Below are 17,283 nucleotides of genomic sequence, written 5' to 3' on the forward strand. Positions count from 1 at the left end.
CACCTTCAGCTGCAGGGCCTAGGCGCTAGGCAGAAACGCTGGCTAGATCTGTTTGGAATAGTGGGGCAGTGGATTCCACAGGAACGATATTGGAATCGAGGATGCCGTCAATATCATCGGTATCGTCAGCCCGAAGAGCTGCAAAAGTTGCGGTCAGGCTTTCCTGGGCAGGTCCATAAGTGGCAGAAAGCTCGAAGGTTTTGTTTCGTGCTTTTGCATCATTCAAACTGCTAACCAAAACTCGCGCGATTTGATCACGCGCAATCACGCCATCGGCTGGGCCACCCGACTGATTGGTGTCGCCTTGAAGCATGACGATCTGACGCTCGTCATCGTTGTTGTAATCAAACCAACCAGGGCGAACAATCGTGTAATCATGTCCACTAGCTCGAACAAGTTGCTCGCCATGTCGCTTCCACTCGGCATAAGCCACACCTGGGCGAGTCGTACCAACGGCGGTCATCAGCACAATTTTTACATCTTTTCCCTTGACTGCCTTCAACGTGTTGGCAACGCCGGTGTAATCAACATCCCGCACATCGCTTTTACGAGTGGAGGTGCCGTGAGTGAAAATGATTCCCTCGACGCCTTTTACAGCTTTCTCAATCGAGGAAGGATCAAGCAGATCTCCTACGATAATCTCTGCCTCAGCTGGAAGCACCCGTGCACGGGACTTGCTACGGACAAATGCCTTAACTTGGTATCCCTGGTTAAGTGCTTCCGAGACAACATGTCGGCCTATGCTTCCTGTTGCTCCTATGACTAAAACTGTCTCACTCATAATGTTCTCCTAGGTTCTTTGGGTTTGGGATGTTCCCTCAATCCATCTAATCCGTGTTTCAATTGCCCTGGGAGTGGCTGTTTACCCTGGTATTAGCAAAACTTCTTAAAGAGCCTTTTTGTGCCTTTATCCGAGTATCTTTAAAAGCATGAGTATTAAGTGGGCGCGCTTTGTACCTGGGATTACCGCGATGCGGGGTTATCAACGATCCTGGTTGAAGGGTGATGTCATCGCGGGCATAACCGTGGCTGCATACTTGGTTCCACAAGTCATGGCTTATGCCGTCATTGCGGGGTTGCCAGCTGTCGTTGGTCTGTGGGGAGTTCTGGCTCCCATGGCGCTGTACTTTTTCTTGGGCACGTCTCGAAATCTCTCGGTTGGTCCTGAATCAACCACCGCTCTGATGACGGCTGCAGGTGTGGGAGCTTTAGTCGGGGCAGCTGGCGGGCCTGAACGATACGCAGAAGTAGCAGCACTATTGGCTATTACAGTGGGCATTGTATGCGCTGTTGGTTTTATTGGCCGATTGGGCTTTCTTACCAGGCTATTATCTCGACCGGTGCTCGTTGGATATTTGATCGGTATTGCAGTCTTGATGATCGTCAGTCAGCTGTCCAAAGTCACCCAGGTGGATGTGGAGAGCGGTCAGACGTGGCAGGAAATAATATCGTTTATCAAAGTAGCCGGCCAGGCACATATTCCTACAGTGATTTTGGCAGTCGTGGTGTTGAGCTTGCTGTATCTGGCAAATTGGTTGACGCCTAAATTTCCCAGCACACTCATGGTTCTTCTGCTTTCAGCAGCCGCGGTGGCGTTTTTTCATCTGGATAGGTTTGGTCTTGAGGTCATTGGTGAGGTGCCCCGTGGCCTGCCTCAACCAAGTATTCCCTCGATTGGCGATCTAGAGATCTGGTCGTTGTTGCCCTATGCCGTCGGTATTGCCATCGTTGGGTTTTCAGACAATGTGTTGACTGCTCGCGCATTCGCGTCTGGAAAAGATGAGGTGATTGATTCCAATCAGGAGCTGCTTGCACTGGGAACCGCGAACCTGGCGAATGGGTTCTTCCAGGGATTTCCTGTGTCATCGAGTGGCTCCCGAACTGTTCTTGGAGACACGGCAGGTGCTCGCACTCAGGTGCATTCACTTGTCGTGGTGGCGCTGGTGATCATGGTGCTGTTGTTTGCTGGTCCTGTGCTCGAGTCTTTCCCAGATGCGGCACTTGGCGCCTTAGTTATTTATGCAGCAACGCAGTTGATTGATATCGCAGAGATCAAAAGGATCGCACGTTTCCGCAAGAGCGAGTTGGTCATCACAGCGGCTACTGCTGCATCCGTTGTGGCTTCTGGCGTGCTCGCGGGGATCGGCGTTGCGGTTGCGTTGTCCATCTTGGACCTCATCAGGCGAATCACTCGCCCTTACGCCGACGTCCTAGGGTATACGCCCGGCATGGCTGGAATGCACAGCTTGGAGGACTATCCTGAATCCACAGCGGTCGAAGGACTCGTGGTGTTTCGATACGATTCGCCACTGTTTTTCGCCAACGCTGACGATTTTTCCAAGCGTGCCATCGAAGCCGTTGATGAAGCAACTCAACCCGTGCATTGGTTTTTACTGAATGCTGAAGCGAATACGGAAGTTGATCTCACCGCAGTCGATGCCATGGAAGCACTTCGCAAAACCCTCGAAGAAAGAGGCATTCGATTTGCGATGGCCCGGGTGAAGCAAGATCTACGCCGAAGCCTCGAGCCTGCAGGTTTCATTGAATCCGTGGGGGAGGAGTACATTTTCGCCACACTCCCCACTGCAGTCAAGGGGTATTCCGTGGAGTTTCGCGATCGTTTTGGAAACTATCCAGAAGGCGTTCCGAAAGAAATTTTGGAACTTTAAGCTGCCTGGTTGGCGGACTTAGTCATGAATCAACTTGTTGGATTTCATCTCTTTAATGAGGATTACAACGTCAATGATCATCTGCGAAATACGGCCTTCAGCCATGTTTAGTTTCCGTTCGAAATAAATCAATAGATTTTCACAGTATTCTGAACTCGAGGTTCAAATAACTCCGTCCCAGCCACCGGAATCTAAAATCTCAAGCATCTTGTCCTTCGAGAGATTCAAGTTCTGCAGTAGCCAACCAGCGGGAGAACTCTTCAATCAGATAACAGAGTCTCGCCAGCTCTGCACACGTTTTATTGATTGTGCAGCAATAAATCGAGGTTCAAAATCTAGGACCGCATTAGCGCGCGCTGAGCTTTAGTTTACAGCTAATATGAGGTGCATAAACAAAACGGTAGATCAGCAAATCGCACTGTTTGGGCAATCGGGAAGCGGAAAAACTGCATTATTGTGCTCTTTTTATGGTACCGCACGGGAATCCTCGCAAGAGGACGTGAAATTATTCGAGATCTCTGCCGAAGATGATCGACACACAGAATTGATGAGACTGTATCTGGGAATGAGAGATGATTCGCTTTTCCCACCTGCGAATCGATTTGAGTCAAAAAATACAGTCTTTTCTCTGAAACAAAAAGGTGTTCCGATTAAAGAAGCACGGAAGGCAGATCAGGTCCGGGTGACCTGGAATAATTATCCTGGCGAGTGGTTCGAGGGAGGGGCCACGACGGAATCAGAAAAACAGGACAAGATCAATACTTTTAGAAACCTGTTGGGTTCAGACGTAGCACTCTTTTTGGTTGATGGGCAAAGGCTTCATGACTATGCCGATGATGAGGAGCGCTATCTTACGTACCTCTTTGATAGCTTCACTGAATCCTTGAGCCAAATCAAAGAGGCGATTTTGGAGGATGGTACACCGCTCCAACAGTTCCCTCGCATCTGGGTGATTGCTTTGTCTAAAGCTGATTTATGGCCGGATCTCACGGTTACAGAATTCGAAAATCTGCTAATTAAAAAGGCAGGCAATGAAATCAATGAACTGCGTTCAAAGCTGCTCGAATTTATCGATAATGATGAAGCCTTCTCATTTGGAAAAGACTTCCTACTTTTATCATCAGCGAAATTCATTCCGGGACATATTGATCTCAGCCAGCGCAAGGGTGTTGATGTGCTCCTACATCTGGCTTGTGTCCTGCCGATCCAACAGCAGCTCTGGTGGCAGGAGCTGAGAGTCCTGCCAATCAACTTGGCGAATAGACTTGTTGGAAATGAACTTATTAAGAATGGCATGAAAGTCATCTTCAAAATGGTTAATAACAAGTTCGTCGACAACAAAAAGGGTCTAGCTATGCTAGATTTTGCCAAACTTGTGATGGAAATGGTTGATCAGCCTGTAGAAAAACTGCAGAATCTGCGTGGAGTGGCTATTGAGAAGCGGGAGTTCCTTAAAGCCCTCACTGCTGATTTCACCAGCAGACTTAAACAAGCTCAAACCGATAAGATTCTTGTTTGGGATTTCGCATGACCATCATGTGGGCGACCCGTGGGAAAAATTGGGGTTTCCGGTTCCTTGCCGATGGTGCCGAAAATGATCCACTTCCTACTTATAGGAAAGCGTTCGAAAATCGGGAGTTGGAAAGAGAATTTATTCGGACGAGTCCAGAATTCACAGCTGCCCGCATTGACGACCCGCTCGATCGCACCGACGACTTCGGTCGGACCATACCGCATGATTTTGTTCTTCGTGGGCAGTTTGCGGAGGGTATCAACACACTAGAGGATGTCCGCGAGATCATTTGGCCACTAGTCGCGCAACAGTATGAAGACATATGGGATCAACCAATTAACTCTGATTAATCCTGACGCCACTAGAGATAAACATTCGGATTTTTAGACACTTTCAACACAGTTGCTGTTGTCATGAACCTCACCACGGAGTCTATTTTGTTCCCGTGTTGCTCGTTTTTTGATTCGCAGATACCTGTGAGCAAAGCGTGAAAATCCAGAGTCGTAGTCCTACATAGTAACGGTTAAAGTCTCGTTAGCATGGCCTTTTCCTCCTTCGGAACGGTAACTCCGGAGTAGATCAGCCAGATAAACAGAACCACTTCGCCCACGAATATGAACTCAGAAATGCCAGGATTTGGGGAGCCTAGGAGCACTGCCACTGCATCGACTAAATATCCTATGCCTGTGATGACCGCTAGGGTGCCGATGATCGTAGGAACCTTAAGGGATAGGCACAGCAGCACGCCTATGAGGATGAGATGGACTCCAAATATTGCCAGGTTTAACCGTTGATTGGGACACTTTGTTATACCCCTAGGATTCTGAGCAGAGTGTTGTTGTGTGGACTGGTAAGCCAGGCAGCAATACCCACAAATCACTCATGGTTCTTGCTGGCCTGGCTAAGGCGAAAACTCAGTACCGGTGTCGTAAATACTCACCCACGACAGCTGCGCCGAGTCCGTCCAGATCGGGAGCCACCACGGTGCCACCAACACGGTCGGCTAGTTGGTTGAGAAGGTGCTCTAATCCTTGATCATGTCCCAGTCGGAAGAGTGTGGTGTGGGTTCCTCGCTTGGTTACTTTATCCAGTTGGGTGACGGTCTTGAACATGGTTTCTGGGTCAGTGGGCCAGTTGAACCAGGCGTGTCCATCGGCTTCGAGGTGAGCTGTGGGTTCGCCATCTGTGACAATGAGCAAGCTTGCTTTCATGGAGGGATGGCGGGCAAAGAACCGTTCTGCCAGCAGTAATGCGTGGTGGAGATTAGTTCCTTGTTCGTGAACCGGTGGCAGTGCAGTCAGTTCCTCGATGTCCATGTTTTGGGCATGTCGACCAAAAGTGATTAGTGCTAGTTCATCTCCTCTAAACCGGGTGGATACCAGGTGGTGGAGGGCAAGCGCTGTTTGCTTCATGGGCACCCAGCGGCCTTCGGCAGCCATGGAATAACTGGTGTCTACTAGCAGTGCCACGGCGTTGAGGGTGCGGGCTTCAGTTTCAATGACTTCCACATCATCTAAGTTGATGCGCAGCGGACCTTCCGTATCTGTTCCGGCTGTTCGCTGCAGAGCATTGGTGATGGTGCGGGTGACATCCCATGGTTGGGTGTCTCCGAAAACATAAGGTCGGGATGCTCCCGTTGCTTCACCGTTTGCTCCTGCCAACCGGGAGTCTCGCGAGCCTGGGCGGGACGATAATTGTTCGCTGGCGGCGTCGAGAAGCGCTTTCCCTAGACGGCGCATGGCCTGGGGGCTGAGCTTCAATGAGCCATCGGGGTTGCGGCGAAGAAGGCCGCTGTCGCGGAGCGCGCGCTCCAGTTTGGCCAAAGTTTCGGCAGAGACAGCGGCGTCGTCGCCGAGTTGGCGGCGAATGGCATCAATGTCGAGGTCGGTGTGGGAGTTGCTCAGTTGTTCAGCAAGGTTGTCGAGTTCGGCGAGGTCCTGCATGGCGCCGGTGCCATCACCAAGTCCCATGCCTTCGTCGCCGGAGAATTGTTCGGAGCCATCCCAGTTGAGGTCGGGGCGCAGACCTTGGAGGTTTCCAGCCAGGTCACCGAGCAATTCCTGCAGCTCTGGGGATCCGAAAGCTTGGGCGGATAGTTCCATGAGTTCGCGGCGTTGTTCCTCTGACATGGAGTTGAACATGCGACTGGCTGCGGCGGAACGGGCTGCGAGGGCATCGATGAGCTCATTGATGTCGCGGGGCTGCTCGGGGAAGTGCTCGCCGTGTTTGGCCATAAAATTGGCGAAATCGGTGGGAGTGTCCGTTCCCTCGCGGTGTTTGGAGAGCAGGTCGTTGAGGTCGCGCAGCATTTCGGCGATGGCTGCTTTGTCCTCGTCGGAGGCACCTTCCATGGCTTGTTTCATGCCGGAGAATTGCTGATCCAACATTTCACGGCCAAGCAGGTCACGGATTTGTTCAAACTTTTGGCGTGCTTCTTGGGATTGCCAATCGTAGGAATTTAGCTCGGAAACGGCAGCGGCGGTGGATTCAGGGAGGTTGCTGATCTGCATTTCGCGGAATGCTCGATCGGTGTCATCCATATCGATATCGCGGGCCAGTTGAGCGCGTTCCAGCTTGAGGCCTTCATCGAGAAGGTTGCGAACCTCAGCGAGTGTGCCACCGAGGTTGTTTCGGCTAAGTAGTTCTCGGCGTCGTTCGGCTGCGCGCCAGGCTAGATCATCGAGGCCTTCTTGGCCACGGGCACCCCTGCGCAAGTACTCACGTAGTGCCTGCTCAGGGGAGTAACCAGCCATGACATCATCAGCAATATCGCGCAAGGCATCACTGAGATCCACTGGAGGTGCCAGCGGATCTGGGCCTCCGGTGTATCGTCCGTAACGGTTGCGGCGGGGTCGTGAATGTGAAGTGGCCATGGCTGTGGTGCTCCTTAAAACCTGTTAACCGTAGATGGTTTCACCTTCGCCGGAATCCTTGGCAATTTTTCGGGAGAGATAGAGACCTTCCAAAGCGAGCTCGATGGCCATCGCACGGGTGCTTGGTGTGGTGGCACCAAAAGCTTGCGCGATGTCGTCATATAGCGTGCTCTCGCCGAGCTTGGGGAGTGAAGCCAAAAATTCTGATGCGGTGATATTCGTGCCAGTGGAAACGGTGATGCTTCCGTCTAATGCTGCGATAAGTGGGGTGAGATCCAGCGAGCGCAGAGTGGAACGCAGCGCTTCTGCAGTTGCGGTGCGCAGGAGATAATCAAGGATTTCCCATTCGCGTCCTTCTTCGCCGGATTCAAATTCAATCTTGCCACCGAGGACTTCCACGGCTGCTTCCAAATCAACCAGGCGTGCAACGGCCTCATCTTCGCCGAAGACTGCAGAGCGTCGAAGAGCTGCTGCGGCCACAGTTTCTGCACCTGCGATGGAGAAACGAGCAGACACGCCAGAACGCTGATTCACAGACGAGGATTCACGAAGCGCGCGGGTGTAGCGGGCAAGAATCTCGATCAAAATATCAGGGACCTCGGCAACGAGCTCTGCTTCCTGGCGGATAATTGCTACTTCATCATCCAGCTCAAGTGGGTAGTGGGTGCGGATTTCTGCACCGAAACGGTCTTTCAGTGGGGTGATTATTCGACCACGGTTGGTGTAATCCTCAGGGTTGGCTGAGGCAACAACCAGCACATCCAAGTCCAAACGCACGTTGTAACCACGAATCTGCACATCACGTTCTTCCATGACGTTGAGCATGGCAACCTGGATGCGTTCAGCGAGGTCAGGAAGCTCGTTGATCGCCACGATGCCACGGTTGGCGCGAGGAATCAGACCGTAGTGAATGGTTTCTAGATCACCGAGGCTGCGGCCTTCAGCAACACGCATTGGGTCAACATCACCGATAAGATCAGCCACGGAAGTATCTGGGGTGGCAAGTTTCTCGGTGTAGCGCGCATCGCGGTGTACCCATTCAATGGGCTGATCATCGGAGATCTCTACGTTTGGCGCAAGAGGGTGTTCTGGAACGTCGCGCCCGGGAATGATCGGGGACCACTCGTCGAGAAGCGTAATTAACGTGCGGAGCAGGCGCGTTTTACCCTGGCCACGCTCGCCGAGCAGCACGATGTCGTGGCCTGCGATCAGCGCGCGTTCAAGCTGCGGGATGACCGTGTTGTTCAGGCCGTGCAGGCCTGGCCACGGATCTTCACCGCTGCGAAGTTTGGCTAGGAGGTTGTCGCGGATTTCTACGCGCAAAGGTCGGTAGATGTGGCCGGCGGCCTTCAGCTCACCGACAGTTTGTACATTTGGTGGAAGACTCACACCCCACACCCTAGACCTTTTTTTAAGTGGGCGGTCAGGAATTTTTCGCACAGGTATGCTGCATGTCATGAAGCCGGGTTCACACGCAGCTGCCGAAAAGATTCCATCCACTGTGGTTTTACTCATTCGGCATGGGCAAACCCCCACAACTGGTCAGGTTCTTCCTGGTCAGGCGCCGAGTTTACACCTGTCGGATAAGGGTGAAGAGCAGGCGCGGGAGGTGGCACAGCGTCTGGCGGAGGTGCCGATTTCAGCTATTTATTCATCGCCGATGGAGCGTGCACAGGAAACAGCTGCGCCAACAGTCAGCGTGCATGGCCTTGAATTGAAAGTGGAACCTGGGCTTATTGAATGCGATTTTGGCGAATGGACTGGCCGGAAATTGTCCGAGCTCAATACTCTGGAAGAGTGGAAGGCCGTGCAGAAAACGCCGTCTACCTTCAGGTTTCCAGGTGGCGAGAGTTTTGTAGAAATGCAGGACCGGATGGTGGCGGCTATTGGAAACATTGCGCAGCAGCATCCGGGAGAAATCGTTGCTGCGTTTAGCCATGCCGACACGATCAAGGCTGCAGTGGCTCATTTTGTGGGCACTCCACTGGATTCTTTTCAGCGCATTTTCATCGACACGGCGTCAATTTCCGCAGTGGAATTTACCGGGAAATCTTCAGGCGTCTCCTCCCATATGCTGCTGACAAATTCCAGAACAGGATCGTTGGGATACCTTCGAGACAAACTTCCGAAAGCTCCGCAATCATGATCACCTCACCGTTTGAGCGCGAGCTGAAACTGCTCAACGAGGGGGAATTGGGCATTGTCCAGCAGTTGGTGGAATCAAGCAACATCGGATTCATCGTCGATCTTGAATTAGATGGCGATTATGGGTGGGCGGTCTACAAACCGGAATTGGGGGAGCAACCCCTGTGGGATTTCCCTCCTGGCCTGTACAAACGTGAACGCGCAGCCTTTGTGATCAGTGAGTTTTTGGGTTGGAACATCGTGCCTCCAACGGTGATCATGCACGATGCCCCGGCTGGTGTGGGCTCGGTGCAGTGGTTTATTGAAAACAATGGCGAACACTATTTTCCACTGTTTGACACCCGCGCTGACCTGCATCCGCAGTTTGTCCGCATGGCTGTGTTTGATCTGTTGTGCAACAACACTGACCGGAAATCGGGCCATGTGTTGCTAGACGGCGATCATATTTGGGGCATCGATCACGGGTTGTGTTTTTCCGTCGAACCGAAGCTGCGCACGGTGATTTGGGATTTCGCAGGCTGCACCATTCCAGATGACTTGGTGACAGATGTTGAGCAGCTTTTGGAGGACGTCCCGGAAGAACTTCATCAGCTTCTTCATCCCGCAGAAATTGATGCGCTGCAGCGCCGTGCCTCAAGAATCAGCAGGTTACCGTTCCTTCCGCAGGCGAAATCGCATCGTCAATTCCCTTGGCCACTTGTTTGAGTAGGCTGGCGGGCAGGTGCTTGAAATACTCCGATTAGTTCCAAGCAAATTAGCACAACTTCACACTTTATTTAGGAGCATGTTATGTCTGACCTGAAGTCACTTGCCACGAAATTTGCTAGCGATCATGAATCCCGAAAGCTGCTGGTCCTGCCTACCGTCTGGGATACCTGGAGCGCGGGGCTCGTAGAAGAAGCAGGATTTAGTGGCCTGACCATTGGTAGCCACCCAGTCGCGGATGCGACGGGAAGCTCCGATGGTGAAAACATGAATTTTGCAGATTATATGGCGGTGGTCAAGAAGATCACCTCGGCGGTATCCATCCCCGTAAGCGTTGATGTGGAATCCGGTTATGGCCTCTCACCTGCGGATTTGATCGCACAGATTTTGGAAGCTGGCGCAGTGGGCATCAATGTGGAAGATGTTGTGCACAGCGAGGGTAAGCGTGTTCGTGAGGCGCAGGAGCACGCTGATTACATCGCTGCGGCACGTCAAGCTGCCGATGTGGCAGGTGTAGATGTGGTGATCAACGGTCGCACGGATGCCGTCAAACTTGGTGCAGACGTTTTTGAAGATCCGATGGTGGAGGCCATCAAGCGCATCAAGCTCATGGAACAGGCAGGCGCGCGTTCGGTGTACCCCGTGGGTCTGAGCACCGCCGAGCAGGTTGAGCGCCTGGTGGACGCTGTGTCAGTGCCGGTCAACGTCACCGCGCACCCGGTTGATGGGCACGGCGCAGGCGATCTGGCCACCCTCGCAGGCCTTGGCGTGCGCCGCGTGACCTTCGGTCCGCTCTGGCAAAAATGGCTGGCTGCCACCTCGGCGCAGCAACTTAAGGGCTGGGCTTAAATTGCTTGTCGACGCCTAGTGCCACAATGGAGACATGACCGAAACACTTGTGGTGAATGGCCTTGCAGGCGGCTATGGGCACCGCACATTATTTAACGATGTGAATCTCACCGTAGCTGCCGGCGATGTCGTGGGCGTTGTCGGCGTCAATGGCGCTGGTAAATCCACATTTCTAAAAATTCTGGCGGGCGTGGAAAAGCCACTGGCTGGAACTATCGCGCTTTCGCCAGCCGATGCTTTTGTGGGCTACTTGCCACAGGAACACACCCGCACGCCTGGAGAGACGATCGCAGCTTACATTGCTCGTCGAACCGGCTGCCAAGCTGCAACAACTGCCATGGATGACACCGCCGAAGCGTTTGGTGCGGATCCAGACAACGCTGCCTTGGCCGATGCATACGCCGAGGCGCTGGATCGGTGGATGGCCAGTGGCGCAGCCGATTTGGATGAACGCATCCCCATCGTGCTCGCTGATTTGGGCTTTGAGCTTCCCACCTCGACGCTGATGGAAGGACTTTCAGGCGGGCAGGCAGCCCGGGTCGGGCTGGCGGCGTTACTGTTGTCACGCTTTGACATTGTGCTTCTCGACGAGCCCACCAACGATTTGGATCTCGACGGTCTTGAGCAACTGGAGAATTTTGTTCAGGGGCTTCGCGGGGGAGTCGTACTGGTCAGCCATGATCGTGAGTTTCTTTCCAGGTGTGTGACCACTGTGCTGGAACTCGATCTGCACCAAAATTCCCACCATGTTTATGGCGGTGGATATGATTCCTACCTTGAGGAACGCGCAGTGCTACGCCAGCACGCCCGTGACCAATATGAGGAATTTGCGGAAAAGAAGAAGGACCTTGTGGCACGTGCTCGAACGCAGCGTGAATGGTCTAGTCACGGTGTCCGCAATGCTATTAAACGTGCACCTGACAACGACAAACTTCGGAAGAAAGCCGCTGCGGAATCCAGTGAAAAGCAGGCTCAAAAAGTCCGCCAGATGGAAAGCCGCATCGCTCGGTTAGAAGAAGTTGAAGAGCCACGTAAAGAATGGAAACTGCAGTTCAGCGTCGGTAAGGCGTCGCGGTCAAGTTCTGTTGTTTCCACGTTGAATGATGCAAGTTTCACCCAAGGCGATTTCACCTTGGGACCAGTATCCATCCAAGTAAATGCTGGCGATCGCATTGGCATCACAGGACCCAACGGTGCTGGTAAATCCACATTGCTGCGCGGACTATTGGGAAACCAAGAACCCACCAGCGGTACTGCCACGATGGGCACGAGCGTGGCGATCGGAGAAATCGATCAGGCACGAGCGTTACTTGATCCACAGTTGCCACTGATTTCTGCGTTTGAAAAGCATGTTCCAGACTTACCGATCAGTGAGGTGCGCACACTGCTCGCGAAATTTGGGCTGAATGATAATCATGTGGAACGGGACGTCGAAAAGCTATCTCCTGGCGAGCGCACGCGCGCCGGACTTGCGCTGCTACAGGTGCGGGGCGTCAACGTGCTTGTTCTTGATGAGCCCACCAACCACCTTGACCTGGAGGCCATCGAGCAATTGGAGCAAGCGTTGGCCTCGTATGATGGTGTGTTGCTGCTGGTCACGCACGATCGCCGCATGTTGGACGCTGTGCAGACCAATCGTCGTTGGCATGTCGAGGCTGGCGAAGTTAGGGAGCTATAACCGTTTCCGTATTGATGCCATGGTGAATTGATCGCTTCACAGAACACAGGCGATGAATTTTCTTCGCGGCGCTGGCAATAAGTTTGTCCTGCGCCTGCTGATCGAGGCCTGCCATATCAACTTGCAACGTGTACAGCAGATTAGTGATCAGCCCTGTGGTCTCCGTGGATTCGACAGTCGCGCTCGCAGTGAAATCCTGGCCCAACTGGTGCGCGAGCTGAGCCTCTGCCGACAAAGAAGCGCAGCCAACAACAGCGGCCTGCAATAATTCACCCGGGGAAAACGTCCCAGGAACTCCCGGCGCGCTGACTTTAAGTTCGGCTCCGAAATCATTAACCACAGTGTAAGTGTTTGGGCTGGTGCGGGTTGCTTTAATGGAGGTCATGCTCGCAGGCTAACAGAACTGGTGGTTTTGGTGCTGTTACCAGGGACATCGGCTAGAATCTGCTGAATATGTCTGATCAATTAGCTCCCTGCCCTGAGTGCAGCAGTGAATATACCTACGAAAACGGCGGCGTTCTGGTCTGCCCAATGTGTGCCCACGAATGGGTCGAAGGTGAAGTAGCGGAAGAAACCGCGACTGTCATCAAAGACTCTGTGGGAAATATCCTCAATGATGGCGATTCCGTATCGATTGTGAAGAGCCTCAAAGTCAAGGGTGGCGGTGCCATCAAGATTGGCACCAAAGTCAGCGGAATTCGTCTTCTTGAAGAGCCAGTTGACGGCCACGACATCGACGCTAAGGTCCCTGGATTTGGTCAAATGCGACTCAAGTCCAGTGTTGTAAAGAAGGCCTAAACCCTTTTAAGGAGCTTTAGGGCAACTTGCGCCAGCGGCGGCGATGGTTAAAGCTGAAAGGGCTAAAATCGCTGCAAGAGTCGTTGGTACAGCAGTCATCACAATCCCCTTTGCTTAAAATTTATTAAGGCCTCTTGTATTGGGGCCTTTAATGCTAGATCTTTTATATCATTAGGCTGTGAAGTGGGGAAGTGATCCACAGAAATAAATTCTGTGGATATGGTTTTAGAGGTGCGTTTATGGGCACTTAGGGGCGGGGCCACTTCATATCGAGGTATTCTTCCAAGCTTTCATTGTGCTTCCGCAATAGCTTGGCATGCGTTTTAATGTCTTCCTCATCCCAATCATGAAGAATGCGGGTGAGATCCTGCTGGCGGGCAAGAAGCTCCTGCTGCAGTTTTTCTTTACCCAACTCAGTTGGACGATGAAGTTTAGCGGGGCATGCTTGATCATCGATGACTTCAATTAAGCCATTGGCAATGGCTGCTTTGAGTTGGCGGTGCACGGTAGAAACGTTAAGTCCAAAGCTTTCAGCTAGCTCATTAACTGTCATAGGTCCTTGAGCGTCAAGGCGGGTGAGCAAGATGAGGGCGCTGCGATCCATGATGGCTTCGCGCTTGATGATCGGTGTGTTTTGGACACCATACCGGGTGAGCAGGATGATCTCATACGCGAGTTGATCGAGGGTTTCAGCTTGGTCGAACTCTTCTGGATCTGTAGACACTATGGTAATTCGCTCCCTTTAAAAACGTTTGGACTCATAGAGTATTTTATATCCTAGCAGGGGTGTTGCATCATGCAATAAACATGGTAGTTTGTGTTCACAACAAAATTGCATGATGCAATAATTTCGATTTAAAGGAGAACAGTGCCCGTAACTGAAGAAGGGAAACTTTTTACACCAACGTTTATCATGGGATGGTTTGCCAACCTGTTCCAATTCTTGGTGTTCTACTTCCTCATCACCACCATGGCTTTGTATGCCATCAAGGAATTTCAGGCCTCTGAAGTAGAAGCAGGATTTGCATCCAGCTCAATTGTTATCGGCGCAGTCTTTTCCAGGTTTTTCTCCGGCTATATTATTGACCGTTTTGGTCGACGCAAGATTGTGCTCATCTCAGTCCTCGTCACTACCATTGCGTGTGCCTTGTACCTTCCCATCGAATCATTGCCATTGCTATACGCAAACAGGTTCCTCCACGGTGTTGGATACGCTTTTGCTGCCACCGCGATCATGGCAATGGTCCAGGAGCTCATTCCAGCGTCACGACGTTCCGAAGGTACTGGTTACCTGGCATTGGGCACCACCGTTTCTGCAGCACTTGGACCAGCCCTAGCACTTTTTGTCCTAGGAACATTTGATTACGACATGCTGTTTATCGTGGTCTTGGCAACCTCCATCATCTCTTTGATTGCCGTCGTATTCATGTACTTTAAGACCAGCGACCCTGAGCCTTCTGGGGAACCAGCCAAGTTCAGCTTCAAATCTATTATGAACCCAAAGATCATCCCCATCGGCATCTTTATCTTGCTTATTTGCTTTGCTTACTCTGGCGTCATTGCCTACATCAACGCATTTGCTGAAGAACGCGATCTGATTACGGGTGCTGGATTGTTCTTCATTGCCTACGCAGTATCAATGTTTGTGATGCGCAGCTTCCTTGGCAAACTGCAGGACCGTCGCGGAGACAACGTCGTTATTTACTTTGGATTGTTCTTCTTCGTTATTTCCTTGGTGATTTTGTCCTTTGCCACTTCCAACTGGCACGTTGTGTTGTCCGGGGTCATTGCAGGTCTGGGATACGGCACTTTGATGCCAGCAGTGCAGTCCATCGCTGTTGGTGTAGTAGACAAAACCGAATTCGGTACGGCCTTCTCCACTTTGTTCCTGTTTGTGGACTTAGGTTTTGGCTTTGGACCTATTATCCTGGGAGCGGTTTCTGCGGCAATTGGTTTCGGACCTATGTATGCAGCACTGGCAGGTGTGGGTGTGATTGCCGGAATCTTCTACCTGTTCACACACGCTCGCACCGATCGAGCTAAGAATGGCTTTGTTAAACACCCAGAGCCTGTCGCTTTAGTTAGCTAGTTCTTTCAGCTTTCCCTCCCGATCAGCGTAAACCTCTGACTAGCGTCACCCTCTGATTAAGGCGACCGCGGATTTAAGAGCAGAGGCTGCCACGAGCGCATCTTCACGGCTGTGTGTTGTACTAAAAGTACAGCGCACAGCCGTTCGTGCTTGATCCTCCTCAAGCCCCAACGCCAGCAACACATGGGATACCTCACCGGAACCACAGGCAGATCCAGGGGAGCAGACAATGCCTTGGCGTTCCAATTCCAGAAGAACAGTTTCAGATCCTATGCTGTCGAAGAGAAAAGATGCGTGTCCATCAATGCGCATCCTAGGATGTCCAGTCAGGTGTGCTCCCGGGATAGTGAGAACTTCCTCGATGAATTCGCCAAGATCTGGATAGGATTCCGCCCTGGCCAATTCCAAGGCAGTGGCAAAGGCGACAGCCCCCGCAACGTTTTCCGTGCCACTACGCCGCCCTTTTTCCTGGCCGCCGCCATGGATTACCGGCTCCAGGGGAAGCTTTGACCACAACACTCCAATCCCTTTAGGCGCACCGAATTTATGACCCGACAAACTTAACGCGTCAACTCCCAAGTCAAAGGTTAAATGTGCAGCTTGCACTGCATCGGTGTGAAAAGGCGTACTGCTTACCGCCGCTAACTCAGCTATCGGCTGAATGGTTCCCACCTCATTGTTGGCATAACCAATGCTGATCAATGTGGTGTCCGGCCTGACTGCTTTGCGGAGATCCTCCGGGGAGATCAGCCCAGTGTGATCGGGGGATAGGTAGGTGATCTCGAAATCATGAAACCTTTCAAGATAAGCAGCAGTTTCTAGGACACTGTCATGCTCGATCGGGGTAGTGATGAGGTGCCGGCCACGAGGATTAGCTAAGCACGCTCCTTTGATAGCGAGGTTGTTGGCTTCTGATCCACCCGACGTAAACGTCATCTGTGTGGGGCGTCCTCCGATAATGCGGGCCACCCGAGCTCGAGCATCTTCTAGACCCGCAGAGGCGAGTCTTCCCACCTCATGAGGGCTTGACGGATTGCCAAACGCTCCGGTGAGATAAGGCCACATGGCCTCAAGTGCTTCTTTGCGCACACTGGTGGTGGCTGCATTATCAAGGTAGAGCATTAGAAAATATCGAGTCCTAGGTCAAGCGCACGTACAGAATGGGTAAGCGCTCCAACGGAAATGACATCGACACCGGTTGATGCAATCTTTCCCACGGTGTTGAGGTTGACTCCGCCAGATGCTTCCACCAGTGCACGTCCACCAATGAGATCAACGCCTTCGATGAGCTGATCAATGGTGAAATTATCCAACATGATGGTGTCCACACCAGCAGCAAGAACTGGTTCGATCTGCTCTATATGATCAACTTCGACTTCCACATGGGTGGTGTGGGGGAGTTTAGCTTTCATATTCAACAGCGCTTCAGTGATGCTGAGCCCCTGGGATGCGATGGCTGCGAGATGGTTATCTTTCACCATGACAGCATCGGACAAGGTGGCTCGGTGATTAAATCCGCCACCGTCACGGACAGCTTGGCGTTCAATGATGCGCAGGCCGGGTGTGGTTTTCCGGGTATCAACAATGCGGGCTTTGGTGCCTTTAACCTCTGCAACATAGCACGATGTCAATGTAGCGATGCCGGACGTCCTCTGAATGAAGTTGAGAGCAATACGCTCTGAACGGAGGATGCTTCTAGCACTGCCGGTAATTGTTCCTAGGATGTCCCCGGTCTCAAAGCTGTCACCATCAGCCACCTTAAGGGATGCGTTTATCCTAGGATCAACGAGCCGGAAGGAGGCGTCGAAAAGCGCCTGCCCGCTGAACACACCTGGCTCCCGGGCAACAACCTTGGCGCTCAGCTGCGCCGATCCTGGGATAAAAGTGTCGGAGGTAATGTCGCCCCATGGCGCATCCTCGGATAACGCTGCGCCAACGATGCGGTCAATATGGGTAGTCATAAA

The 17,283-nt window shown here is 52.3% G+C and carries 17 protein-coding genes; 9 read left to right on the forward strand and 8 right to left on the reverse strand.

Annotated elements, in window-relative coordinates; all coding sequences use genetic code 11:
- Positions 1-25: 25 nt before the first annotated feature.
- Entirely contained in the window at positions 26-781 is a 756-nt protein-coding gene (locus KW808_RS05820; RefSeq protein WP_004568071.1) for an SDR family oxidoreductase, read from the reverse strand.
- 190 nt (positions 782-971) lie between these two features.
- Here KW808_RS05820 and KW808_RS05825 point away from each other — a divergent pair, with 190 nt between their 5' ends.
- The 3 genes from KW808_RS05825 to KW808_RS05835 all read left to right on the forward strand — a co-directional run bounded on the left by KW808_RS05825 (position 972) and on the right by KW808_RS05835 (position 4,532).
- Positions 972-2,669 (forward strand): SulP family inorganic anion transporter, encoded by a 1,698-nt coding sequence (locus tag KW808_RS05825; RefSeq protein WP_004568069.1) that lies wholly within the window; start codon positions 972-974, stop codon positions 2,667-2,669.
- Between the two features lie 499 nt (positions 2,670-3,168).
- A complete protein-coding gene (locus KW808_RS05830) occupies positions 3,169-4,200 on the forward strand; it encodes an ATP-binding protein (RefSeq protein ID WP_231107899.1) in 1,032 nt (343 codons plus the stop codon).
- Positions 4,197-4,532 (forward strand): hypothetical protein, encoded by a 336-nt coding sequence (locus tag KW808_RS05835; protein ID WP_004568064.1) that lies wholly within the window; start codon positions 4,197-4,199, stop codon positions 4,530-4,532. Before KW808_RS05830 ends, KW808_RS05835 begins: the two co-directional genes overlap by 4 nt.
- 173 nt (positions 4,533-4,705) lie before the next feature.
- On the opposite strand, the gene KW808_RS05840 is transcribed toward KW808_RS05835, so the two are convergent.
- From KW808_RS05840 to KW808_RS05850, 3 genes are read right to left on the reverse strand one after another with little or no spacing between them, the layout of a single operon-like run.
- Positions 4,706-5,062: a DUF4386 family protein gene (locus KW808_RS05840; protein ID WP_329955346.1), complete on the reverse strand. Its 357-nt coding sequence runs from the start codon at positions 5,060-5,062 to the stop codon at positions 4,706-4,708.
- Between the two features lie 34 nt (positions 5,063-5,096).
- Positions 5,097-7,055, reverse strand: a complete 1,959-nt coding sequence (locus KW808_RS05845; protein WP_004568061.1) for a VWA domain-containing protein — start codon at positions 7,053-7,055, stop codon at positions 5,097-5,099.
- 24 nt (positions 7,056-7,079) lie between these two features.
- On the reverse strand, positions 7,080-8,444 hold the full coding sequence (locus KW808_RS05850; RefSeq protein ID WP_230622922.1) for an AAA family ATPase: 1,365 nt from the start codon (positions 8,442-8,444) through the stop codon (positions 7,080-7,082).
- Between the two features lie 55 nt (positions 8,445-8,499).
- On the opposite strand from KW808_RS05850, the gene KW808_RS05855 reads away from it, so the two are divergent.
- From KW808_RS05855 to KW808_RS05870, 4 genes are all read left to right on the forward strand, one after another.
- A complete protein-coding gene (locus KW808_RS05855; protein ID WP_004568057.1) occupies positions 8,500-9,201 on the forward strand; it encodes a histidine phosphatase family protein in 702 nt (233 codons plus the stop codon).
- Positions 9,198-9,905 (forward strand): SCO1664 family protein, encoded by a 708-nt coding sequence (locus KW808_RS05860; protein WP_003856910.1) that lies wholly within the window; start codon positions 9,198-9,200, stop codon positions 9,903-9,905. Before KW808_RS05855 ends, KW808_RS05860 begins: the two co-directional genes overlap by 4 nt.
- An 84-nt stretch (positions 9,906-9,989) precedes the next feature.
- Positions 9,990-10,754 carry an isocitrate lyase/PEP mutase family protein gene (locus KW808_RS05865; RefSeq protein ID WP_004568056.1) on the forward strand — a complete coding sequence of 255 codons (765 nt, stop codon included), beginning with the start codon at positions 9,990-9,992 and terminating at the stop codon, positions 10,752-10,754.
- Positions 10,755-10,788: 34 nt separating this feature from the next.
- Entirely contained in the window at positions 10,789-12,432 is a 1,644-nt protein-coding gene (locus tag KW808_RS05870; RefSeq protein WP_004568055.1) for an ABC-F family ATP-binding cassette domain-containing protein, read from the forward strand.
- Here KW808_RS05870 and KW808_RS05875 read toward each other — a convergent pair.
- The gene (locus KW808_RS05875; RefSeq protein ID WP_004568054.1) at positions 12,419-12,817 is read right to left on the reverse strand and encodes an OsmC family protein; all 399 of its coding nucleotides are present in this window, start codon (positions 12,815-12,817) and stop codon (positions 12,419-12,421) included. The genes KW808_RS05870 and KW808_RS05875 overlap by 14 nt on opposite strands.
- 68 nt (positions 12,818-12,885) lie before the next feature.
- Between KW808_RS05875 and KW808_RS05880 the strand changes: the two genes are divergently transcribed.
- The gene (locus tag KW808_RS05880; protein WP_003856918.1) at positions 12,886-13,230 is read left to right on the forward strand and encodes a zinc ribbon domain-containing protein YjdM; all 345 of its coding nucleotides are present in this window, start codon (positions 12,886-12,888) and stop codon (positions 13,228-13,230) included.
- A gap of 247 nt (positions 13,231-13,477) precedes the next feature.
- Here KW808_RS05880 and KW808_RS05885 read toward each other — a convergent pair whose 3' ends face one another.
- Complete coding sequence (locus KW808_RS05885) at positions 13,478-13,954, reverse strand: MarR family winged helix-turn-helix transcriptional regulator (protein WP_004568053.1); 477 nt, start codon at positions 13,952-13,954, stop codon at positions 13,478-13,480.
- Positions 13,955-14,098: 144 nt separating this feature from the next.
- Between KW808_RS05885 and KW808_RS05890 the strand changes: the two genes are divergently transcribed.
- Positions 14,099-15,319, forward strand: coding sequence for an MFS transporter (locus tag KW808_RS05890; protein ID WP_004568051.1), 1,221 nt, complete (start codon positions 14,099-14,101; stop codon positions 15,317-15,319).
- A gap of 45 nt (positions 15,320-15,364) precedes the next feature.
- Here KW808_RS05890 and KW808_RS05895 read toward each other — a convergent pair whose 3' ends face one another.
- The gene (locus KW808_RS05895; RefSeq protein WP_004568050.1) at positions 15,365-16,441 is read right to left on the reverse strand and encodes a cysteine desulfurase family protein; all 1,077 of its coding nucleotides are present in this window, start codon (positions 16,439-16,441) and stop codon (positions 15,365-15,367) included.
- Complete coding sequence (nadC, locus tag KW808_RS05900; protein ID WP_004568049.1) at positions 16,441-17,280, reverse strand: carboxylating nicotinate-nucleotide diphosphorylase; 840 nt, start codon at positions 17,278-17,280, stop codon at positions 16,441-16,443. The genes KW808_RS05895 and nadC overlap by 1 nt, the downstream gene beginning before the upstream one ends.
- Positions 17,281-17,283: the final 3 nt, after the last annotated feature.

The organism is [Brevibacterium] flavum, assembly GCF_019317305.1.
GTDB lineage: Bacteria > Actinomycetota > Actinomycetes > Mycobacteriales > Mycobacteriaceae > Corynebacterium > Corynebacterium glutamicum.